The organism is Nocardia sp. NPDC003183 (genome assembly GCF_053590715.1).
On record NZ_JBSFTG010000024.1, the window covers coordinates 1 to 21,786 of the forward strand.

Genomic DNA, 21,786 nt, shown 5'->3' on the forward strand with positions numbered 1-21,786 from the left:
GCTGCTCTGGCCAGTCGGCGTGACCGAAAGTGCCGATTCGGTGCCGTTGCTTGCTCCTTCGTCGCCTACGCAACGGCACCTGATCGACGGGACGGGCGCGAACCGCCGACTTCGTCGGCGATCCCTCCTCGAGGTCGGGATGTGCGGGGCTGGGAGTGCGGTCATGGCGGTGCTGCGGTGTGGTTTATGGCTCGATCAGGTGGCGACGGCGGCGCTCGTGGTCGTTGGTTCGTCTTCGGTGGCGGGTTCTTCCGTATCGGCCGGTGTGACGATCGCGGCGCGGGCCATCGCGCCGAGCGGGGTGTGGTTGAAGACCAGGTTCAGCAAGAACGCGGTGGCCGCGCCGAGGGTGACGCCGCTGTCGAGAAGGATCTGCGCCGAGGTGGGGAACTTGTCGAACATGTCCTTGGTGAACACCGGCAGCAGGCCGATGCCGATGGCGGTGGCCGCGACGGTCGCGTTGACCCGGTCCGTCAGATCGGCTTCGAGCAGTGTGGTGACGCCGACGATGGCGACCGTCGCGAACAGCACCAGCCCGACGCCGCCGACCACCGGCTTCGGAATCACCGCGACCACCTCGCCGATTCGGGGCACCAGCCCGAGCACCACCAGTATCGCGCCGCTCACCGCGGTGACATACCGGCTGAAGACCCTGGTCGTGGCGACCGCGCCGACGTTCTGATTGAAGATCGTGTCGACGAACGCGGTGAAGATGCCGCCGAGCACACCCGACAGGCCGTCGCCCACCAGGCCGCGCGCGAGATCGCCCCTGCTCAGTGGTTTTCCGGTGATCTCGCTGATCGCCAGCATGCTCGCGGTCGACTCGGCGAACACCACGGCCATCACGATGCTCATCGCCACCACGGCGGTCACCGGGAACTGTGGCGACCCGAAGTGGAACGGCTGCGGGATCCCTATCCAGTCGGCGGTACCGATCCCGGCGGTGGTGATCAGTCCCATCGGCAGCGCGATCACGATGCCCGCGACCAGCGCGATCAGCACACCGAGTTGCGACCACACGCCGCGTCCGAGGCAGACGAAGCCCACCGCGATCAGCACCACCACCGCCGCCAGCCCGATATTGGAGGGCGAGGCGAAGCCGGCCGACTTCGGGTCGGTCCCGATGATCAGGCCCCCGGCGACCCCGATCAGCGATACCCCGACCACGGTCAGGACGGTTCCGGTGACCAGTGGCGGGAAGAACCGCACCACCCGCGCGAACGGCCACGCCAGCGCCACCCCGACCACACCGCCGACCAGCATCGACCCGTACACGGCGTCGAGGCCGTACTCCTTGGCGATCAGGATCATCGGGTTGAGCCCGACGAACGTTGCGCCGCAGACGATCGGCAACCGCGCACCGGCCAGCTTGCCGACACCGAGGCTCTGCACCAGCGTGATGATGCCCGCGACCAGCAGGTCCGCACTGATCAACAGCGCGATCGTCGCCCGGTCCAGCCCCGCGGCCGCGCCGAAGACCAGCGGCACGGTGATACAGCCGGTGTACATGATCAGGACGTGCTGGATGCCGAACGCCAGTTGCCGAGCGAACGGCAACCGGGTGTCGACGGGATGCGCCTCACTCATGTAACAGGTTGTAGTCCCCATTTTTTACCGTGAGTGAGCGCCGTGTTTCGTCGGCGTTGCGGGTCGGATAAATCACCCGGTGGGTTCAATACTGCTGGTAGCCGCCCTGTGGGTAGTTCGGTTGCTGCTGTGCTGCCCGGATCCAGCGCCCGGTCGACCCGGCCGCGGCCAGGCACAGGATCAGCGTCGCGAACCCGGCTTGGATCAGGCCGATGGCCACACCCGCGACCGAGCTCACCCCGGATCCGAGAGTGAACACGAGGGAGACGAGGCCGCCGAGCGCGGTGAGCGACGCCAGGATGATGATGATCACTCGGCCGGCCGATTTGCGGAGGAACAGCAGCGTCGCGCCGATGAACCACAGCCCGGCGACGACGGCTCCGACCACGAAGTAGGTCATCACCATGGACGAGACGGGCACGGACTTGTACCCGAAGCTGCCGTCCGGCAACTGGACCAGCGGGCCGGCGCTGTTGTCCCCCACCATCGCGTAGCCGATCGCCAACCCTGCCGCGCCTACCAAGGAAAGCAGCAGGGCGAGCACAGCTGCGGTGATCGCCGTGCCCCCGGTAGCGGGTGGTTGGGGATAGCCGTATCCGGGTGCGCCAGGGCCGGGCGTTCCGTATCCGGGAGCGCCGTACCCGGGCCCGGGAACGCCGTATCCGGGAGCGCCGGGGCCCGGTGCGCCGTACCCGGGAAGGGCTTGACTATACGGGTTGTAGCCCTGCTGCCCGACCGGCGGATAGCCCTGACCTTGCTGCTGCTCGTACGGATACCCCATGACGCCCCCTTTTTCCTCGGATACACCTGCCGAAATTCGTTTGCACGGTGCGCGGTCCGGTCGGACGCGCACCGGCCCGAACTATACGGCCGGGTCCCGACGCGTGCTCAGATGCGGCTGAGCAGCGTCAACGGGTCCTCCAGGAAACCCGCTGTGGTGGCGAGGAAGCGGGCGCCGAGCTCGCCGTCGACCATGCGGTGGTCGAAGCTGAGGCCGAGGGTGGTGACCCAGCGCACGGCCAGTTCGTCACGGAAAACCCAGGGGCGCTTGCGGATCGAGCCGAGGCACAGGATCGCGGCCTCGCCCGGATTCACCAGCGCGACGCCGCTGTCGACACCGAAGACGCCCACGTTGGTGAGGGTGAAGGTGCCGCCGCGCAGGTCGTTCGGGGTGGCGTTGCCGGAGCGGGCGGTGTCGGCCGCCCAGCTGATCTCGCGGCACAGCTCGCGCAAGCTCAGCGACTGAGCCTCTTTGAGATTGGGCACTATCAGGCCGCGATCCGAGGCGACCGCGATCCCGAGATTCACATAGTGCTTGGTGACGATCTCCTGATTCTGCTCGTCCCACGCGGTATTGATCCCCGGATACTCCGCGATCGCCGCCAGCGTGGCCTTGGCGACCAGCGCCAGTGGCGTGAGCGTGAGACCTTCGAAGGACTTGGTGGTGCGCAGGTGATCGAGCAGTTCCATCGAGGCGGTGCAGTCGACGGTGACGAAGGTGCTGGCCTGGGGAATCGTGCGCGAACTGGCCTGCATCGCGGCGGCGGTGCGCTTCCGGATGCCCGTGACGGGAGTGCGTTCTTCCCGGGCGGTCGGCTCGATCAGGCCGTCCCCGTCGGTGATGTGGCCGTTGGACGGAGCGCGCACGACATCGCCGAGGCGGGCGGGGGTGCGCGGCTGGGTCACCGGCACGGCCGAGCGCACATCGTCGACGGTGACCGCGCCCTCCGGCCCCGACCCCGCGACGAACCACAGGTCGATGCCGAGTTCCTTGGCCAGTTTGCGGGCTGCGGGAGTCGCGGCGGCGCGATGGGTGCTCGGCGTGCTAGAGGCCATGGACGGCGTGGCTTTCCTTCTCCGCGAGGTCGATTCGGCCTCGGGCCCATAACCCACCAGCACGTTCGTGCGGGGCTCCGCGGTCGGTGGGGCCGACACCTCGAGATCGTTGCGCACCCGGATCAGCGGCGCGCCGACCGGGACGGTGTCACCGGGCTGAGCGAGCAGTTCGACCACGACCCCGGAGAACGGCGACGGCAGCGCCACCACCGCCTTCGCGGTCTCCACCTCGGCGATGGTCTGGTTCAGTTCCACCGTGTCGCCGACCGCGACGGCCCAGGACACCAGGTCGCCGTCGGCCAGGCCTTCACCCAGGTCGGGAAGGCGGAACTCGAGAACATGACCGTCGTCATCGGCGGCTGGTTCCGGCACGAGGGCACCTTTCATCACGCGGCTAGACAGCGGTCGACCGCCGCCAGAATGCGGTCGGGGTCGGGCAGGTGGTGCTTTTCGAGCTTAGCCGGGGGGTAGGGGATGTCGTAGCCACCGACGCGCAGCACCGGCGCCTCGAGGTGATAGAAGCAGCGTTCGGTGACGCGGGCCGCGATCTCGGCGCCGAGCCCGGCGAACACGGGCGCCTCGTGCACGATGACCAGCCTGCCGGTCTTGTCCACCGATTCCGCGATCGTGTCGACGTCGATCGGCGAGAGACTGCGCAGGTCGATCACTTCGAGCGAATGTCCTTCCTCGGCGGCGATCTTCGCCGCGGTGAGCGCGGTGGCGACGGTACCGCCGTAGGCGACGACGGTGGCGTCGGCACCGCGGGTGCAGACCCTGGCCCTGTGCAGGGGCAGATCCGGTTCGCCTTCGAAATCTACGTCGGCCTTGTCCCAATAGCGACGTTTCGGTTCGAAGAAGATCACCGGGTCGTCCAGTGAGATCGCCTGGCGAATCATCGAATACGCGTCGGCGGGCGTACTCGGTGATACAACGCGAAGGCCCGCGGTATGCGCGAAATACACCTCGGGTGATTCCGAATGGTGCTCGACCGCGCCGATGCCACCGCCGAACGGAATGCGGATCGTCAACGGTGCCTTCACTTTTCCGCTGGTACGGTTGTGGATCTTGGCCACCTGCGACACGATCTGGTCGAAGGCCGGATAGACGAAACCGTCGAACTGGATCTCCACCACGGGGCGGTATCCGCGCAACGCCATCCCGAAAGCCGTTCCGACGATGCCGGATTCGGCCAGTGGTGTGTCGATGACGCGATTGTCGCCGAAATCCTTCTGCAAGGTGTCGGTTACGCGGAACACACCACCGAGCCGGCCGATGTCCTCGCCGAGCAGGACGACTTTGGCGTCGTCTTCCATCGCGCTGCGCAGGCCGACGTTGAGGGCGCCGGCGAAGGTGGTGATCATGACTGCGCTCCTTCGGCGAGGTAGGCCGAGAGCTGTTGGCGCTCTTCGGTCATCAGTGGATGCTCGGTCGCGTAGACGTTGTCGAACATCCGCACGGGATCGGGGTCGGGCATCTCGATTGTCGCGGTGCGCAGCCGGCGGGCGACCTCGTCGGCCTCGTCGGTGACCTGCTGGGCGAATTCGGGGGAGAGGTCGCCATCGCGGTCGAGGAGTAGACGCACGCGCTCGATGGGGTCGCGCTGGGCCCAGTACTCGGTGTCGGCGGCGGTGCGGTAGCGGGTCGGGTCGTCGGCGGTGGTGTGCGGGCCCATCCGGTAGGTCATCGCCTCGATGAAGGTGGGGCCGCCGCCGGTGCGCGCGCGTTCGACGGCCTGGCGGGTGACCGCGAGGACGGCGAGCACATCGTTGCCGTCGACCTGCACGCCCGGAATCCCGTAGCCATCGGCTCGGCGTACCAGCGGGGTATGGCTCTGCACGGCCACCGGTTCGCTGATCGCCCACTGGTTGTTCTGGCAGAAGAACACGACCGGCGCGCTCCACGCCGCGGCGAATCCGAGTGCCTCGGCGAGGTCGCCCTGGCTCGTCGCACCGTCGCCGAAGTAGGCGATGGTGGCGATATCGGCGCCGTCGAGATGGGCGGCGAAGGCGTAACCGGTCGCGTGCAGCCCCTGGGATCCGACCACGATATTGGCATTGGTCATCTTGACCTCGCCGGGGTCCCAGCAGTGGTGCGAGACGCCGCGCCAGAGGGCGGTGAGCTGCTCGGGCGCGACGCCACGGCAGTAGGCGACGGCGGTTTCGCGGTAGGAGCAGAACACGTAGTCGTCGGGGTGCAGCGCGTGCGCCGAGCCGACCTGCGCGGCTTCCTGGCCGAGCAGCGGCGGCCACAATCCGAGCTGGCCCTGGCGTTGCAACGCGGTCGCCTCGATGTCGATCCGGCGGGTGATCACCATGTCCCGATACAGCTGCCGCAACCGCTCGGCATCGATGTCGGCGACGAGCGCGCCGTGCTCCCTGTCGAACACCCGGCGGCCGTCGGGCTGAACCAGCTGGACCGGGTAGGTCTGCTTCTGCGACATCGTGATCGCCTCCTCGCCACCGCGCCTTGTGGGCCGATGCAGGTACGCCACTCCGCTGAGTGCGATGTGTATCACTCAGCATCCACCATAACGCGGTGTGCGCAAGCGGTACACGCGCACATGAGCAGAATGCATGGTCTACAGGGGTGGTGCGCTGTCATACTGCGTTGTATGACCAGTCGCGAACCGGACGTGACACTCGACGCCACCGACGCGCGTTTGCTGCGCGAGCTGAACGCCAATCCCCGTGCCACCGGGGTGGAGCTCGCGGCGCGCCTCGGCCTGTCGCGCAACACGGTGCAGGCGCGTCTGGCGCGCTGGGACAGCGGTGGGGTGCTCGGCAGCTTCGAACGCCGGGTGGAACCGCGCGCCCTCGGCTACCCACTGGCAGCGTTCGTCGCGGTCGTGGTCGACCAGCACCGACTCGACAGCGTGGTGGACGAGCTGGCCGATGTCCCCGAGGTCACCGAGGTCTGCGGGATGACCGGCGCCACCGATCTCACCGTCCGCATCGTCGCCCGCGACGCCGACGACCTCTACCGCATCGCGGGCCGAATCCTGAAGATCCCCGGCGTGGAGCGCACCAATATGGCCCTGGTCATGCGTGAGCTGGTGGGACCGCGGACCGGCCCGTTGCTCGACCGGCTGGCCGGACCGAACTGAACTCGGCCCCGCCGCCGGACCCTCAGGTGCCGGTGGGCAGGAAGCGGCGCACGACGAGTCCGGCTACCAGCGCCCAGAAGGCGCCGCCGATGCCGAAGAGGGTGGTGCCGGAGGCGGCGACGAGGAAGGTGACCAGGGCTGCCATGCGATGGGCGGGGTCGCTGAGCGCGCCGGTCAGGGCGGCGGCGAGGGTGGCGAGGAGGGCAAGGCCCGCGACGGTTTCGATGGTGCCCACCGGCGCGGCGGCGATGAGAGTGACCAGGGCGGCGGAGGCGAGGCCGAGGACGAGGTAGCCGGCGCCCGCTGTCGCCGCGGCGATCCACCGGCGTTTGGGGTCGGGGCTCGCCGACGGTGCGGCGGCGAGGGCGGCGCTGATCGCGGCGAGGTTGATCGCGTGGCCGCCCGCTGCCGCACCGAGGATGGTGCCGATACCGGTGACGAGCATGGCCGGACGCCACGGGACCTGGAAGTCGAACGAGCGCATCACCGCGACGCCCGGAATGTTCTGCGAGGCCATGGTGACGATGTAGAGCGGGATGGCGATGCCGACAACAGCCTGCCAATGCCATTGGGGGACGGTCCATTCCACAGTCGGGACCATGGCGGACAATTCCAGGTGCCGGTTGTTCACCACGATGTCGATGCCCGTACCGACGGCCGCCGTGGCGAAGGCGACGAGCACCGCCCACTTGGGTACGAACCGCTGCAGGACCAGCCATACCACGATGACCGGGACCACCACGGCGGGCGAGGTGCGCAGCGCCTGCACCGGGGCCAGGCACAGCGGAACGAGGACACCGGCCAGCATCGCCTGTGCGATCGGCACGGGGATCGCGGCCACCAGCGAGCCGAGCCGCTGCCACAACCCGGTGATCACGATCAGTACGCCGGTCACCGCGAAGGCCGCGACCGCGCCCGGCCAGCCGCCCGCGACCAGTCCGGTGCTCGCGAGCAGGGCGGCACCCGGCGTGGACCAAGCCAGCGTGATCGGGATCCGGTACCGCACACTCAGCAGCAGAATGCCGATGCCCTGGGTGAAGCACAGGATCAGCAGGCCCGACGCGGCCTGCGCCGGACTCGCCCCCACCGCGCGCAAACCACTCAGCACTACCGCGAACGAACTCGTGAAGCCGACCAGTGCCGTGATGGCGCCCGCACCGAGCGGCTGTGCGATGCCCGCCGGTTTGTCGGCGATATCGGGCGAAGTGGTGGAGACCTGCGACATTGTGCCGATACTGCCCGACGCAGTGGGGGTCGTCGCCTGCCAGTCTCGCGAAAGTGGCCTGATTCGTGCGTGCCGATGGTGGGTCCAGTTTCGCGACCGGCCTGTGAACGATGCGACCGGGTTCGCGGGCCCGGCGGCGTGCGTTGCCGCGCCGGAGTCACCGGCTCGGCCTGCGTTGCCGGGTGAAGTCGTGCGTCGATAGGTGCCGCGGAGCCGGTTCGATGCGTAGGGTGTCGGGGACGGTTTCGCAGGCGGGGGCTTGGAGGAGGAGTGGGAGTGGGCGCGGTATTGATTTCCTCGGCTGAGCTTCGGGAAGAGCTGGCGGACAAGCCGATTCACCTGCTCGATGTGCGGTGGGCGCTGGGCGATCCCGATGGCCCGCAGCACTATCTCGACGGGCATGTTCCGGGCGCGGTGTTCGTCGATCTGGAGACCGAATTGGCCGCCGCGCCGGCGCCCCCGCGCGGCAGGCATCCGCTGCCCGATCCCGGCACCTTCGAGAAATGCGCGCGCAGTTGGGGATTGAGCTCGGGCGACCCGGTGGTGGTCTACGACGCGACCGGCGGCATGGCGGCCGCGAGGGCGTGGTGGCTGCTGCGCTGGGCCGGTGTGGACAACGTGCGCATCCTCGACGGCGGGCTGCCCGCGTGGATCGCGGCCGGTGGGGAAGTCGCGACCGGCGCCGAACCGGATCCGGTGGGTGGTGACCTGGTGGTGCGCCCCGGCGGTTTGCCGATGGTCGATGCCGACGCCGTCGCGAAATGGCCGGGTGTGCTGCTCGACGCGCGCGCGGGCGAGCGGTATCGCGGCGAGGTCGAACCGGTCGATCCGCGTCCCGGACACATCCCCGGCGCGGTGAGCGCGCCGACCGCTGAAAACCTGGATGGCACAGGGCATTTCCGGAATGCGGAAGAACTGCGCGCACGGTTCGCGGGATTCGGCGACGGCCCGGTCGCGGTGTACTGCGGCTCCGGCGTCACCGCTGCCCATCAGATCGCGGCGCTGGCGATCGCGGGCATCGACGCCGCCCTCTACCCGGGCTCGTACTCGCAGTGGTCGAACGATCCGAAACGGGCGGTGGCGACCGGAGAGTAGGCGCTGCTGGGAGCGCCTGGCGACCGCGGGGTACGGCGGTGTGACAGCACTGGCTCGGACCGGCTGCGGACCCACCCGAGCTCACGGGCAGCCGCGGGCGATGTCGTGGAGGGTGGCGTTGTCCGCGGCGGTGACGGGTAGGTCGTAGTCGACCGCCACGGTGAGGTACTCGGCGGCGTAGAAGCAGTGGTTGGGGCGCGCGGGCGGCAGCCATCCGGCCGGGGTGTCGTAGTGTGTGGTGTTGGATCATGATGTGGCCGAGTTTGATTCGCTGGTTGCCAGGATTGGTTGCCGGTTCGCCCGGCCCGAGCCTCGGTGACCCGGCTGCGGTTGTCCCGGGTCACCATGTGCGCAGCGTTTGTCTCGGAGGGATCGAATGGTCGACTTTACTGTTGATGTGTCGAAGCTGTCCGGCTTCACACTGGATCTCCAGGACATCGGCGCCAATTTCACCGAGAACGCGGGCCGTTTACTACCGGGTTTAGCGCTACCAGCCGGAACAGCCGGACAGCTGGCACAGCTGTCGGTGTCGATCCAGAAGCTGCAAACCACACTGTCCGGCGACCATCAGAAGGACACGAGCGCCCTCGGCACACTGGGTTCCGGACTGGGGACCGCGGCCACCGCGTACAAGAATTCCGATGAGCAGCACGCTGTCTCGATCAACCAGGCCGCGGCGAGCTTGACCGACGGGCAGGGTGTCGCGGCGACAAGCCAGGCCGGGGACGTCCGCCGATTCACCGGCCTGCAGCAGCCCAGCCTGCAGAACGTGGAGGAAGCCCAGTACACGGTCCGCCAGGTCGTCACCGGCTGCGTCAGGCTGCTCACCTCCTACGACGAGCCGCTCGGCCGGACCATCGGCATCAAGCCCGTCGCCGATTACCTGGCGCCGGTGGAAGCGGACTGGGAGGCGCTGCAGGGAGTGGGTAAGCGGATCGGCCTGCTCGGCATCAACGACTTCGCCCACTCGCAGAACCTGTCCGCGGGCACCGGGTGGATACAGGCCGACTGGACCGGTGCAGCCGCGACCGCGTTCGGAGCTACCGCGACCACCCTCGGACAGTCGTTCGACACCCGCAGCATCGATCTCGACGCAGTCTCCAAGATCGTCGAGAACGGCGCGTTACTGCTCGAACGGCTCGTCTACAACCAGGCCGCGGACCTGACGAGCGCTCTCACGAAGCGCATGACCTTCGCCAATTTCACTCTCCCCCTGGCCAGTTGGGCGCAGCTGATCGACCAGCCGATGGACGAGCCGACCAAATCTCAGATCACCTCCGCCGTCGACGCGCTGAAGAAGTCGGCCGCGACTCGCCAGGACGCGATAACGACCACGATCCAGCGGATCTCCGGCGCTTTGGGCTACGAGTCCGGCCGGGCCACCCCGGTCTACAACGCGAGCGAATTCGAACTCCCGGAGAAGGTGATCGTCGACCTGGGTGCCATTCGGTACGGATACGGAGACAACGTGTGGTTCGAACACGCTGTCTCCGTCTGACCCGGCTACTCCGGTCAGGTCAGTCGGGTGCGAATCCGTTGATCTCGAAGGAAATCACGACAGCGGCGACCACGGCAGCGCCGAGGACGAACGTCACCGTAGACGCCAGCGCGAAAACCCGGATGCGCCGCCACCAGGACAATCCCAATCCGGCGGGAATCGCGACGAGCGCCGGAATCATCCACGTTATCCAATACCACGGCGAGATTGGTTCCGTGTCGCCTCGGTATTTCTTGGGAGTCGCAGTGGGCTCGGGCACGTCGAAGACGTTCTGCAGTAGCACGACCAAGGGGAAATAGGCGATCACCGCCAGTAAGCCGCCGATGATGACTCCGAAGATCGCGGGGACCAGTACATCATCGGTCCTGCTGTTCCTATCAGTCATATCCCCACCTATTTCGAACCCGACCAGGAGTGCACCGCACCGGAACCGTATACCAGGAACGACTTGGCGAGGCCGAGTTCCTCGCTCTGCGCCATGGTGTTCACAGCGGACTGAGCCATGTTGCCGTAGTCGTCGTCGGTATGGAAATTGTAGACATCACAGATGTGGGACTGCTGCCTCAGTTCAATCTGATGTGATCCGGCCGCACCTGGATGGGCGACCACCACCGTGGTCGAGGCAAGGCTGTACCGGCCGAGCGATTGGACATGATCGTTCGAGATTCCGGCGACGATGACCCAGTCGGTGGACAGGATGACCTTGGCGGGATTCTGAGTCTTGTCCACTTCGGTGATCGCCCGGTTTATCGCGGCCTCCTTGTTGTCGGAGATCGCCACGGGGCAGGTTGAAATCGCGGAATCGTTGTACGCGTGGCGGTCTTCGCTGATCCAATTTTCGATCGTCGATTCATCCAGCACGTAATCATCACCGGTCACGCGATAATAGTGGTCGAACAATTTTTTGGCGACGGGGCGATCTCTCGAGCTGAAGTAGATCCCCACGGCCGCCGCTTGGGTAGCATTGGCTTGAATCAGCTCACCGGTGTAATCGCGAAGCGTCTTGAATTTACTCGTGTCCACTACCGGAAAATTTGGATGGATAGAAGTGTCGTAGCTCTTGATCGGCGGAGCCTGTCCATTCTCGCCACCTTGAACTTCCTCGTACATCACATTCTCCAACTCGCAGGTCTACGATATTCCTGCGCGGTCCGATGCTGGTCGGGCCACTCGGACTCTACTTCGCCGCGGGTTCGATGGTCAATTTCGGTGGCACCGAATCTGTTGCGGTGCAATGCGTCCGGGTTATCGGCGGTCAGCCCCATCGCAATCCGCGCGGGGCGAGCCAGTACTGCGACTGCACTCGGTGGTCAGTCGAGCGGGTGCCCTGCCGCCGGTCGTGCGATAGCCGGGCGTGATCTGGCGGCGTCGTCGCCGGTGCGACCGGTACCAGCCGTGGTCGGCGGTATCGAGCCGGGTCAACACGAGCGCGACAAGCAGACGCCCGAATCACACGGATGCCGTTGCAGTACTAGTTCGTGACGCCGTTGCATGTCGCCGGGTTCCACAGCCCCAGGTGGTGGACCTGCGCATACCGCGCTGCGGCGCGGAACTCGCGCTGATACTGGTAGGGGTGTGAGTGTGAATATGTGTATTCGTGTCCGAACCCCTGCGCGATCTGGTTGAGGTTGAACAGCGCCCCATCCACCCAGACATACGCCAGGAGCCGACCGTATTTGTCGGTGCTGTCCTGCGACGGATCGGGCCTCACGACTACTTGTTTGCCGACCAGCACCCGCTTGGCACGGTCAGCCGCCTCGGTACCGAAACACTGCACCGACTTGCGCGGATCCTGGGTCTCAGGTGTGTCCAGACCCAACATCCGGACCTTCACCTGTTTGCTGTCCTTCAGGATCGACACCGTGTCACCGTCGATCACCTGCAACACCGGAAACGGCCCCGCTGCATCAGCCGGAACCGGAATTGGACTCGGCACCTCACTGGGCGGTGACGCCGACTCGACTCCAGGCACCTGACCACATGCCACAGCCAATGGAACCATCACCACGGCGCCGACAGCTGCGACGCCGTGACTCACGTCCCTCAGGCCATGCCGAACTGAGCGCTGCCGCACTACCAGGGAAATCACGCAACATCGCCCTCAACAGTCCAGATAATGCGGGTGTCGCAGCCGTCGTGACTGCCCGGCGCGCGTCGGACTGCCGGGTGCGGGTGTGACCGGCCCATCCGGTCCGATCACCGCGCACCCGGCAACCGCGAACACTGTGACGAGCAACCACGCCGGCTTCCCCATACCCGCATGTTGTAGCCGGTGGTACCGACAACAACCGCGCTTCGAGCGGCGCTGGGCGAGGGGAAGGCCGCGTCAGTCGACGATGCGGCCTACAACCAGGCTCGGGCCAGCAGGTCGTCCGCGGCCTGCGCGGCCGGGTTGGGCGGGAATCGGGTGGCTGCTATCGAGGAGACGTGGGCGCCGTCATGGCCGACCAGCCACGAACCGCCACGGTCTTCGCATTCGGCGATCTTGGCGAAGACGGTGAGCAGGAAGGTGATGGATTCACTGGGGTCGATGGTGTGCGCCAGGCGCTGGGATTCGCCTGGCCGCGACAGATCGAGCCAGACGCCTGCCTGACCGTCCAGCCGCATGCCGAGGATCTTCGTGGTGTCGATGAAGGTGAATTTGCGCCGTTCCCAAGGGGTGTTGGGTGTGTAGCTCTGCTCGAGAACCTGGAGCAGAATCGTCATCGCTGCCCTCCGCACGAATTACAAGGGGTCATCGGTCGAACCGGATCGGTCCGGTCCGCCTGGGTCCATATGGAGTTGTCGCCGGTGGGTGTTCCGGCCCGTGACCTGGGGTTATTTCAGTATGTTCTCGTTGCGGCGAGAAATCCAGGGGGTATGGCGGCCGTGATCGGTGTCGGTGCCGCCTGCTTGGATGGAGTCCATGCTGCACGGTCTGTGGTCCCCCGAATCGGGCCTACTGCTGTGGCACGACGCGGAGCCGGTCGCCGTGGGGTCGGTGCTCGGCGACATCCTGGATCGTGCGAGGTTCCGGCACCGGGCCCAGGTGCTCGTCGTCGATGCCGGGGGACAGTCCGGGACCGCCGAGGTTCGCGCACACGCGCTCGCCCCACCGACGGCGGCCGTTGTGCTGCGCAGCCGACTGCCGCGCGAGCACATCTCCGGCGACCTGCGGTTCCTCGCGCACGTCGCGCGCGGCATCGAACGGTGGGTGCGAGCCGGTCGGGTGGTGCCCCAGATCGAGCGGGCAGACGGTCAGTGGTGGGTGCACTGGCGGCTCGTCGGCGGACAACGTCAACGGGCATGGCTGGCCGAGCTGGCCGCCGCGATGCCGCCGGCGCTGCGGGTGGCGGGCCCGCCCGCCGCCGTGCTCGACGACCTGTGCACACACCTCACCGACCCGATCGCCCGCGAATATCTCGCGCACCGCACGATGACGCACCCGCTGCTGGCCGCGCTGGTCGCCGACACCCCGTTGGACGCCGGCTCCTACCGCCTGTCGGAAACGCTGACGCAGTGGCGGGAAGGCTATGCCGCCGATGAGCCGGAACTGGTGTTGCGCCTGTGCGAACCCGACGGCGAATTCGGCACGGCCGACGAATCGGTGGCGCTGTGGCGACTACAGGTGTGCCTGCGCCCGGTCGACGACGCACCCAAACCCGTTGTCTTCGAAGATGATCCGGTGCTCGTACGGACGGCGGCGGAGAAACTCGGCCAGGCGCGCAAGGCCTACCCGCGCCTGCGCGACCTCCCCACCGATCCGCGCGGCCTCGACCTGCTGCTCCCCACCGAGGTGGTAGCCGACCTGGTGGCCCACGGCGCACATGCCCTGCAGGAAGCCGGTATTCGGCTGCTCCTGCCACGGGCCTGGAACATCGCCGAACCGAGCATGCGATTGCGCGTGAGCAGCCCCGCCGCCGCCGAATCCACGGTCGGCCTCAGTGGCCTGCTCTCCTACCGGTGGGAGTTGGCGCTCGGCGATCTGGTGCTCACCCAGGCCGAGATGGAACGGCTGATCAGCAGCAAATCCGACCTGGTCCAGTTGCGCGGCGAGTGGGTGCAGGCCGACCATCGAGCACTGGCCGCCGCTGCCCGCTACGTCGCGCAGCATGTCGACGACAGTCCGATCACCCTCGCCGACATGATCGGTGAACTCGCCGCCGAGCGGGTCGACAATGTCCCGGTCACCGAGGTCACCGCCGACGGCTGGGCGGCCGAATTGTTCGCCAGGGAAAGCGAACCCGAGCCGGTTCCGGTTCCGGTCGGCCTGAAAGCCCAGCTACGGCCCTACCAGGAACGTGGCCTGAGCTGGCTGGCCACGATGAGCCGGCTGAACTGCGGCGCGATCCTGGCCGACGACATGGGGCTGGGCAAGACCGTGCAGGTGCTGGCGCTGCTCGTGCACGAGCGCGAGGTCGGCACGGCTGCCGCGGCGGGTGAGAAGACGCAGCCCGCGGTGGTCGCCCTCGCGAGCTTCGACGCTGGGGCGCAGGTCGGACCGACGCTGCTGGTGTGTCCGATGTCGGTGGTCGGTAACTGGCAGCGGGAGACCCAACGGTTCGCACCTGACCTCCGGGTGCTCGTGCATCACGGCCCCGGTCGCCTCCAGGGCACGGAATTCGCTGCGGCGGTGGCTGATTCGGATCTGGTGATCACCACCTACGCACTGCTCGCCCGCGATATAACGCTGCTGAACGCACAGCAGTGGGAGCGGATCGTGCTCGACGAAGCACAGCACATCAAGAACGCGGTGACCAGGCAGGCGCGCGCGGCCAGGGCGCTCACCGCGCGACATCGGCTGGCGCTCACCGGAACTCCGGTGGAGAACCGGCTGGAAGAACTGCGCGCGCTGTTCGACTTCGCCATGCCGAAACTGCTCGGCAGCCCGCAGTCGTTCCGCGCCAAGTTCGCGGTGCCGATCGAGCGCGAGCGCGACCAGCAGGCCATCGACCGGCTGCGGCTGATCACCGATCCGTTCGTGCTGCGCAGGCTCAAAACCGATCCGGCGGTGATCAGCGACCTGCCGGAGAAGCTGGAGATGACGGTGCGGGCCAACCTCACCGTCGAACAGGCCGCCCTCTACCAGGCCGTCGTCGACGACATGCTGGAGAAGCTCAAAGACGCGAAAGGCATGGCGCGCAAGGGCGCTGTGCTCGGCGCGCTGACCCGGCTCAAACAGGTCTGCAACCACCCCGCGCACTATCTGGGTGACGGTTCGCCGATCCTGCGACGCGGCGGCCACCGCTCCGGCAAGCTGGCGCTGGTCGAGGACGTGCTCGACGCGGTGCTCGCCGACGGCGAGAAGGCACTGCTCTTCACCCAGTTCCGTGAGTTCGGCGACCTGATCCTGCCCTACCTCACCGAACGGTTCGGCACCCCGATCCCGTTCCTGCACGGTGGCGTGGCCAAGCAGCGCCGCGACGATATGGTGACCGGCTTCCAGGGTGCGAACGGCCCGCCGCTGATGTTGCTCTCGCTCAAAGCGGGCGGCACCGGGCTGAACCTCACCGCCGCCAATCACGTGATCCACCTGGACCGCTGGTGGAATCCGGCCGTCGAGAACCAGGCCACCGATCGCGCGTTCCGGATCGGCCAGCAGCGCGCGGTGCAGGTCCGCAAGCTGGTGTGCGTCGACACCATCGAAGAGCGGATCGACGAAATGATCAACGGGAAGAAGCAATTGGCCGATCTGGCGGTCGGCGCGGGCGAGAACTGGATCACCGAGATGAGCACCGACGAACTGCGCGAGCTGTTCACCCTCGGCGCCGAGGCGGTGGGTGAGTAGATGGCCGACTTCAGCCAGTTCGGTCCGCGCAAACCGGTGCGCGGCGGCGCCCAGGCTCGCGGCGGTTTCGGCCGGACCTGGTGGGGCAAGTCGCTGCTCGACTCGGTGGAGAAGGTCGCCGATGCGGGCAGGCTCTCGCGCGGACGCACCTACGCCAGGGTCGGGCAGGTGGTGAACTACCGGATCGAACGGGGTGCGGTGACCGCGGAGGTGCAGGGCAGCCAACCGAGCCCGTTCACCTCGGTGCTGTCGATCCGGCCGCTGCGCGAGGACGAGGTGGACCTGCTGCTGGCCGAGATCAGGGAGGCGCCCGGCATGCTCGCCGAGATCGCCTCGGGCGCGCCCCCACCCGCGCTCGGCCCGCACCTGCTGCCGACCACGGCCTCCGAACTGGACTTCACCTGCAGCTGCCCGGACATGGGCTGGCCGTGCAAGCACGTGGCGGCGGTCTGCTATCTGCTCGCCGAACGCCTCGACGAGCAGCCCAGCGAGATCCTCACCCTGCGCGGCCTCGACCTCGACACCCTCATCGGCGGTGTCGAGAAGTCCGCGCGCACCGCCGATTCCGACGACCCCTACGGCGACGAGCTGGTCCTACCCGAGCTGCCCCGCGTCGAATTCCACGCCGTCATCGACGACCTCGACGCGATGCCGCTGCGTCGCGCGCTGCGGATGTCGGCCGAGGACGAACCGACCGCGGCAACCGGCTTACGCGAACTGCGCTCGCTCTATACCGAATTCGACGACTGAGTCGACGGTTCGGCTCGGTCTGCTGTTCGACCTGGAATCAGCCCAGCTCGTACTCGAACCAGATGTGGTGCCCGCCTTCGGCATCCACGTACAGCGCGCCGGTACCGGTGATGCCGGTCAATTCCCCGGTGCCGCTGCGGGGGACGATGTGGAAGAACTCGTCGGTGCGGTCGGTACCGCCGGTGGTGGCGGAGTGGACGAAGTTGAAGGCACCGGCTTTGCCGTGCAGCGCACCCTCGAAGGACTCCATCGCGAGATAGGTGCCCGCGCCGGTGCTCATGTCGAAGGCGGCGGTGAACAGCGTGGCCGAGAGCCCTTCGATCTCGCCCGCGTAGGCCTTCGTCATGGTCGAGATGCCGACCGGCATCCCGGTGACGATGGGGGGCTGCGGCGTCAGTTCGGTGGGATCGAACGCGGTGACCTCGAAGGTGCCGATGGCTTTCATGCGCCGATGCTAAACCCGTCCACCGACAGAAACCGGCTCGCGGACGCGGCGATTCACGCGGTCGGCTCGATCCGGTAGAACCGGACGGCATTGGCGCCGAACACCTTCCGCAGGTCGTCGGTGCTCGCGCCCGCGTCGCTCAGCGCGGTGGCCACGGTCTCGGCCGCGCCGCCGAGGCTGGTGATCGGCTTGTCGACCGGAAAGTTCGACCCCCAGATCAGCCGGTCGGCGCCGAACACCGCCAGCGCGTGCGCCAGCAGCGGCCCCACTCGTCTCAGCAGAGTGGGGACAGGTGTCGCAGTACCGCGTCGTGGCACCGGGTGCCCGAGCACCGGCATCATCAGGCCGCTCACCTTGGCCACCACGTTGGGCTGCGCGGCCAGATCGGTGAGGTCCTCGCGCCACCGATCGAACAGGAGCTCCCGCTGTCCGCCGGTGTGCCCGGTGTCCTTGCCGACCGGCCCGAAGATGCCCGCGGGCGTCGCCAGGTGATCGAGCACGATCGGTACCTCGGGGAACCGTTCGGCCAGCGCCGTCACCTCGGGTAGCTGCCCCGAATACACCCACGCGTCGAACGAGAGCCCCCGCTCGGCGAGCTGCCCGAAGCCGTTCAGGAACGCCGGGGCGGTGAGTGCGCCGTCGTGGGCGGCGAAGGACTTCACGCCGGGGTCGGGGTGGTAGGCGACCATCGACCGGATGCCACGGAACAGCGGCGACGCGGACTGATGCGCATCGAGCACTGCGCCGAAGTCCGCGCCGGCGGGGTCGGCCGAGCCGATGATCGTGGCCAAGGCGGGCGTGTCGACACCGAACGGCAGGCTCGCCACCCAGCGCGTCTCGTCGGGCTTCCAGCCCGTCCACTGCACCTCGATTTCCACCACGGATTCGACCGGCGTATTTCCCCGGTCCGCGCGGTAGTCGGCGGGCAGATAAGGCTGGAGGTAGGCGCTGGGCTCGCCGACGAATTGGCGGTCTCGCAGCGGGGCCAGCTTCGCCGCGGTACCGACCGGCAGAGGCAGATATCGCATCAATTTCGCGAGCTTGCTGAACTCGCGTGGGGTGGCATGCGGATCCCACTGGTGAATATGGGCATCGATGATGTCGAAGTCGGTCAGATCCATGCTGTGCGTCCCATCGCCGCCGCTGGCAGAGCTCACGGCGATTGTCACACGCCAACGGCGTGTCGCGACGGATTACGCGGCTCACACAGTGCGCCGATACTGTCCGCCCACCGCGAAGAAGGCATCGGTGACCTGCTGCAATGTGCACACCCGCGCCGCGTCCATGAGCACATCGAAAATATTTCCGTCGGTGTGCGCCACCTCGGTCAGCCGGGCCAGCGCGCGATGGGATTCTTCGGCGTGATCAGCCTGGAAACCGTGCAGCCGGTCCAGTTGGGAACGGCGTTCGGTTTCGGTGCCGCGAGCCAGTTCCAGCGGGGCGTGGTCGGTGTCATCGTCGCGGCCGCGGAAGGTGTTCACCCCCACGATCGGCAGCGATCCGTCGTGTTTGCGCTGCTCGTAACGCATGGACTCGTCCTGGATGCGGCCGCGCTGATAGCCGGTCTCCATCGCGCCGAGCACTCCGCCGCGTTCGCTGATCCGCTCGAATTCGACCAGCACGGCCTCTTCGACGAGATCGGTGAGTTCGTCGACGACGAAACTGCCCTGGAGCGGATTCTCGTTGACGGCCAGCCCCCATTCTTTGGCGATGATGAGCTGAATCGCCAGCGCGCGGCGCACCGAATCCTCGGTCGGGGTGGTCACCGCCTCGTCGAAGGCATTGGTGTGCAGGCTGTTGCAATTGTCGTAGACGGCGATCAGCGCCTGCAAAGTGGTGCGAATGTCGTTGAACTGCATTTCCTGGGCGTGTAGCGAACGCCCGGAGGTCTGCACGTGGTACTTGAGTTTCTGGGCGCGTTCGCCCGCACCGTACCGGTCGCGCATCGCGATCGCCCAGATCCGGCGGGCCACCCGGCCGATCACCGTGTATTCGGGGTCCATGCCATTGGAGAAGAAGAACGACAGATTCGGGGCGAAGTCGTCGATCGCCAACCCGCGCGCCAGGTAGGTCTCCACATAGGTGAATCCGTTGGCGAGGGTGAAAGCGAGCTGGCTGATGGGATTCGCGCCTGCCTCGGCGATGTGATATCCCGAAATCGAGACCGAATAGAAGTTCCGGACGTTGTTGCGCACGAACCATTCCTGGACGTCGGCCATCATGCGCAGGCTGAATTCGGTGGAGAACAGGCAGGTGTTCTGGCCCTGGTCCTCCTTGAGGATGTCGGCCTGCACCGTGCCGCGCACGGTCGACAGCGTGCGTGCCCGGATATCGGTGGCTTCCGCCGATGTCGGCTCGCGCCCTTCGGCATCGGAGAAGCGCTGCAGCGCTTGATCGATCGCGGTGTTGAGGAAGAAGGCGAGGATGGTCGGGGCGGGGCCGTTGATGGTCATCGAGACCGAGGTGGTCGGGGCGCCGAGGTCGAAACCGTCGAACAGGGTGCGCATGTCCTCGACGGTGGCCACCGAGACACCTGAGGTGCCGACCTTGCCGTAGATGTCGGGGCGTTCGGCCGGGTCGTGGCCGTAGAGGGTGACGGAGTCGAACGCGGTGGACAGGCGGGTGGCTTCGGCGTGGGCGCTGAGGACCTTGAAGCGGCGGTTGGTGCGGGCCGGATCACCCTCGCCCGCGAACATCCTGGCGGGGTCCTCGTTCTCGCGTTTGAACGGGAAAACGCCTGCGGTGAACGGAAATCGGCCGGGCAGGTTCTCGGCGCGCAGAAAACGCAGGAGGTCGCCGTCGTCGGTGCAGCGGGGCAGGGCCACCCGGGGAATGCTGGTCCCGGACAGGGATTCGCGGCGCAGCGGCGTGCGCAGTTCGCGGTCGCGGATGCGCACCACCTGTTCGTCGCCGCGATAGCTCTCGGCGACCGTCGGCCAGTCGGCCAGTGCCGCGGTCGAGGCCGCGGAGAGGGCGGGACGGGCCTGCGTGAGCAGGTCGGCGACCGCCGCGTCGTCGGGGAGCTCCGCGTGTACCAGTGCCAGCCGTTGAATCCGTTGGGCGGCAGTGGCTTCGCGCTGGGTGTCGGCGTGGTAGCCGCGGACCGTGTCGGCGATGTCGGCCAGATACCGGACCCGTGACGGGGGCACGAGCTGGGCGAAGCGGGTGGAGACCGAGGTGTCGACGCGGGGCAGGGCGCCGGGCTCGAGCGTCAGGCCGTGTTCGGTGAGCAGGCCGGTGAGGTGCTGGTACAGGGCGGTGACGCCGTCGTCGTCGAACGTCGCCGCACTGGTGCCGAAGACCGGCATGTCAGCGGGGCTCGCGCCGAATTCCGCACGGTTGCGGATCAATTGGCGCGCCACATCACGCACCGCGTCGGCCGCGCCACGGCGCTCGTACTTGTTGATCGCGACGACATCGGCGTAGTCGAGCATGTCGATCTTCTCGAGCTGGGACGCGGCGCCGAACTCCGGCGTCATCACATACAGCGCCACATCCACGTGGTCGACGATGCCCGCGTCGCCCTGGCCGATGCCGGGGGTCTCGAGGATGACCAGGTCGTGACCGGCGGCCCGGCAGGCGGCGATCATGGCGTCGATGTCGTCGGGCAGTTCGTGATTGCCGCGGGTGGCCAGTGACCGGAAATACACGTGATCACCGTCGAGGGCGTTCATCCGGATCCGGTCACCGAGCAGGGCGCCACCGGCTCGCCTGCGGGTCGGGTCCACCGCGAGCACGGCGATGCGCAGCTTGTCCTGCTGGTCGGTGCGGAGCCTGCGCACCAATTCATCGGTGAGGGAGGACTTTCCGGACCCGCCGGTGCCGGTGATGCCGAGAACGGGAACACGCCGTGTGGTCGCGGCCGCGAGGATCGCCGCTCGATCGGATTCGGGCAGCGAGCCCTGCTGCAGGCAGGTAATGGTGCGCGCCAAGGCGTTTCGATCCCCGGTATAGAGCGCGTCGAGATCGGGGGCGGTGCGCGCGGGGTCGACATCGCAGAGCTGGATCAGTTCGTTGATCATGCCGGGCAGGCCGAGGCGCTGGCCGTCCTCGGGGGAGAAGATCCGCACGCCGCTCGCCGCGAGCCGCTCGATCTCCTCGGCGACGATCACCCCGCCACCACCGCCGAAGATCCGCACCTCACCGGCGCCCGCCTCGCGCAGTGCCCGCGCCAGGTATTCGAAGAACTCGATGTGCCCACCCTGATACGAGCTCACCGCGACGCCCTGCACGTCTTCCTCGATCACCGCGTCGACGATCTCGCGCACCGACCGGTTGTGCCCGAGATGGATCACCTCCGCGCCCTGGGCCTGCAGAATCCGCCGCATGATGTTGATCGCCGCGTCGTGCCCGTCGAACAGTGCCGCCGAGGTCACGAATCGCACGGGATTCACCGGAACATGCAGGCTCATGACTGCCTCCGCCATTGATAGAGCGCCCGATACTAGGACATCAAAGTAATTCTACTGTGAACCGCGTC

At 67.3% G+C, this 21,786-nt stretch carries 18 protein-coding genes; 5 read left to right on the top strand and 13 right to left on the bottom strand.

Features of this window, described 5'->3' with window-relative positions:
- Positions 1-195: 195 nt before the first annotated feature.
- From ACWDXS_RS34155 to pdhA, 5 genes are all read right to left on the bottom strand, one after another.
- Complete coding sequence (locus ACWDXS_RS34155; RefSeq protein ID WP_449972224.1) at positions 196-1,587, bottom strand: nucleobase:cation symporter-2 family protein; 1,392 nt, start codon at positions 1,585-1,587, stop codon at positions 196-198.
- 85 nt (positions 1,588-1,672) lie between these two features.
- Positions 1,673-2,368 carry a hypothetical protein gene (locus tag ACWDXS_RS34160; protein ID WP_449972227.1) on the bottom strand — a complete coding sequence of 232 codons (696 nt, stop codon included), beginning with the start codon at positions 2,366-2,368 and terminating at the stop codon, positions 1,673-1,675.
- 107 nt (positions 2,369-2,475) lie between these two features.
- Complete coding sequence (locus tag ACWDXS_RS34165; RefSeq protein WP_449972303.1) at positions 2,476-3,810, bottom strand: dihydrolipoamide acetyltransferase family protein; 1,335 nt, start codon at positions 3,808-3,810, stop codon at positions 2,476-2,478.
- Positions 3,810-4,784 (bottom strand): alpha-ketoacid dehydrogenase subunit beta, encoded by a 975-nt coding sequence (locus ACWDXS_RS34170; protein WP_449972230.1) that lies wholly within the window; start codon positions 4,782-4,784, stop codon positions 3,810-3,812. The genes ACWDXS_RS34165 and ACWDXS_RS34170 overlap by 1 nt, the downstream gene beginning before the upstream one ends.
- On the bottom strand, positions 4,781-5,863 hold the full coding sequence (gene pdhA, locus ACWDXS_RS34175) for a pyruvate dehydrogenase (acetyl-transferring) E1 component subunit alpha (RefSeq protein ID WP_449972233.1): 1,083 nt from the start codon (positions 5,861-5,863) through the stop codon (positions 4,781-4,783). The genes ACWDXS_RS34170 and pdhA overlap by 4 nt, the downstream gene beginning before the upstream one ends.
- A gap of 171 nt (positions 5,864-6,034) precedes the next feature.
- On the opposite strand from pdhA, the gene ACWDXS_RS34180 reads away from it, so the two are divergent.
- A complete protein-coding gene (locus ACWDXS_RS34180) occupies positions 6,035-6,526 on the top strand; it encodes an Lrp/AsnC family transcriptional regulator (RefSeq protein WP_379312069.1) in 492 nt (163 codons plus the stop codon).
- Between the two features lie 22 nt (positions 6,527-6,548).
- Here ACWDXS_RS34180 and ACWDXS_RS34185 read toward each other — a convergent pair whose 3' ends face one another.
- Entirely contained in the window at positions 6,549-7,751 is a 1,203-nt protein-coding gene (locus ACWDXS_RS34185; protein ID WP_449972236.1) for a benzoate/H(+) symporter BenE family transporter, read from the bottom strand.
- A gap of 276 nt (positions 7,752-8,027) precedes the next feature.
- On the opposite strand from ACWDXS_RS34185, the gene ACWDXS_RS34190 reads away from it, so the two are divergent.
- Together ACWDXS_RS34190 and ACWDXS_RS34195 are read left to right on the top strand one after the other, a co-directional pair.
- Complete coding sequence (locus tag ACWDXS_RS34190; RefSeq protein WP_378996234.1) at positions 8,028-8,846, top strand: sulfurtransferase; 819 nt, start codon at positions 8,028-8,030, stop codon at positions 8,844-8,846.
- Between the two features lie 397 nt (positions 8,847-9,243).
- Complete coding sequence (locus tag ACWDXS_RS34195) at positions 9,244-10,344, top strand: hypothetical protein (protein ID WP_449972240.1); 1,101 nt, start codon at positions 9,244-9,246, stop codon at positions 10,342-10,344.
- A 19-nt stretch (positions 10,345-10,363) separates the two neighbouring features.
- On the opposite strand, the gene ACWDXS_RS34200 is transcribed toward ACWDXS_RS34195, so the two are convergent.
- The 4 genes from ACWDXS_RS34200 to ACWDXS_RS34215 form a co-directional block, all read right to left on the bottom strand.
- Positions 10,364-10,729: a hypothetical protein gene (locus ACWDXS_RS34200; RefSeq protein WP_379312073.1), complete on the bottom strand. Its 366-nt coding sequence runs from the start codon at positions 10,727-10,729 to the stop codon at positions 10,364-10,366.
- An 8-nt stretch (positions 10,730-10,737) separates the two neighbouring features.
- Positions 10,738-11,454, bottom strand: a complete 717-nt coding sequence (locus ACWDXS_RS34205; protein WP_449972243.1) for a hypothetical protein — start codon at positions 11,452-11,454, stop codon at positions 10,738-10,740.
- A gap of 361 nt (positions 11,455-11,815) precedes the next feature.
- Positions 11,816-12,382: a thermonuclease family protein gene (locus ACWDXS_RS34210; RefSeq protein WP_449972246.1), complete on the bottom strand. Its 567-nt coding sequence runs from the start codon at positions 12,380-12,382 to the stop codon at positions 11,816-11,818.
- A 305-nt stretch (positions 12,383-12,687) separates the two neighbouring features.
- Positions 12,688-13,050: a hypothetical protein gene (locus ACWDXS_RS34215; protein WP_378996222.1), complete on the bottom strand. Its 363-nt coding sequence runs from the start codon at positions 13,048-13,050 to the stop codon at positions 12,688-12,690.
- A gap of 199 nt (positions 13,051-13,249) precedes the next feature.
- On the opposite strand from ACWDXS_RS34215, the gene ACWDXS_RS34220 reads away from it, so the two are divergent.
- Complete coding sequence (locus ACWDXS_RS34220; protein ID WP_449972249.1) at positions 13,250-16,111, top strand: SNF2-related protein; 2,862 nt, start codon at positions 13,250-13,252, stop codon at positions 16,109-16,111.
- Positions 16,112-16,861, top strand: a complete 750-nt coding sequence (locus ACWDXS_RS34225) for an SWIM zinc finger family protein (protein ID WP_449972252.1) — start codon at positions 16,112-16,114, stop codon at positions 16,859-16,861.
- Between the two features lie 37 nt (positions 16,862-16,898).
- Here ACWDXS_RS34225 and ACWDXS_RS34230 read toward each other — a convergent pair whose 3' ends face one another.
- The 3 genes from ACWDXS_RS34230 to icmF form a co-directional block, all read right to left on the bottom strand.
- Complete coding sequence (locus ACWDXS_RS34230; RefSeq protein WP_378996216.1) at positions 16,899-17,306, bottom strand: DUF3224 domain-containing protein; 408 nt, start codon at positions 17,304-17,306, stop codon at positions 16,899-16,901.
- A 53-nt stretch (positions 17,307-17,359) separates the two neighbouring features.
- A complete protein-coding gene (locus ACWDXS_RS34235) occupies positions 17,360-18,427 on the bottom strand; it encodes an amidohydrolase family protein (protein ID WP_449972255.1) in 1,068 nt (355 codons plus the stop codon).
- A gap of 81 nt (positions 18,428-18,508) precedes the next feature.
- Positions 18,509-21,718, bottom strand: a complete 3,210-nt coding sequence (icmF, locus tag ACWDXS_RS34240; protein WP_387447977.1) for a fused isobutyryl-CoA mutase/GTPase IcmF — start codon at positions 21,716-21,718, stop codon at positions 18,509-18,511.
- Positions 21,719-21,786: the final 68 nt, after the last annotated feature.

Coding starts and splice junctions, on each gene's coding strand:
- ACWDXS_RS34155 (WP_449972224.1), bottom strand. CDS start 1,587: ATGAGTGAGGCGCATCCCGTCGACACCCGGTTGCCGTTCGCTCGGCAA.
- pdhA (WP_449972233.1), bottom strand. CDS start 5,863: ATGTCGCAGAAGCAGACCTACCCGGTCCAGCTGGTTCAGCCCGACGGC.
- ACWDXS_RS34165 (WP_449972303.1), bottom strand. CDS start 3,810: ATGAAAGGTGCCCTCGTGCCGGAACCAGCCGCCGATGACGACGGTCAT.
- ACWDXS_RS34160 (WP_449972227.1), bottom strand. CDS start 2,368: ATGGGGTATCCGTACGAGCAGCAGCAAGGTCAGGGCTATCCGCCGGTC.
- ACWDXS_RS34170 (WP_449972230.1), bottom strand. CDS start 4,784: ATGATCACCACCTTCGCCGGCGCCCTCAACGTCGGCCTGCGCAGCGCG.
- ACWDXS_RS34235 (WP_449972255.1), bottom strand. CDS start 18,427: ATGGATCTGACCGACTTCGACATCATCGATGCCCATATTCACCAGTGG.
- ACWDXS_RS34215 (WP_378996222.1), bottom strand. CDS start 13,050: ATGACGATTCTGCTCCAGGTTCTCGAGCAGAGCTACACACCCAACACC.
- ACWDXS_RS34185 (WP_449972236.1), bottom strand. CDS start 7,751: ATGTCGCAGGTCTCCACCACTTCGCCCGATATCGCCGACAAACCGGCG.
- ACWDXS_RS34180 (WP_379312069.1), top strand. CDS start 6,035: ATGACCAGTCGCGAACCGGACGTGACACTCGACGCCACCGACGCGCGT.
- icmF (WP_387447977.1), bottom strand. CDS start 21,718: ATGAGCCTGCATGTTCCGGTGAATCCCGTGCGATTCGTGACCTCGGCG.
- ACWDXS_RS34230 (WP_378996216.1), bottom strand. CDS start 17,306: ATGAAAGCCATCGGCACCTTCGAGGTCACCGCGTTCGATCCCACCGAA.
- ACWDXS_RS34225 (WP_449972252.1), top strand. CDS start 16,112: ATGGCCGACTTCAGCCAGTTCGGTCCGCGCAAACCGGTGCGCGGCGGC.
- ACWDXS_RS34205 (WP_449972243.1), bottom strand. CDS start 11,454: ATGTACGAGGAAGTTCAAGGTGGCGAGAATGGACAGGCTCCGCCGATC.
- ACWDXS_RS34200 (WP_379312073.1), bottom strand. CDS start 10,729: ATGACTGATAGGAACAGCAGGACCGATGATGTACTGGTCCCCGCGATC.
- ACWDXS_RS34220 (WP_449972249.1), top strand. CDS start 13,250: ATGCTGCACGGTCTGTGGTCCCCCGAATCGGGCCTACTGCTGTGGCAC.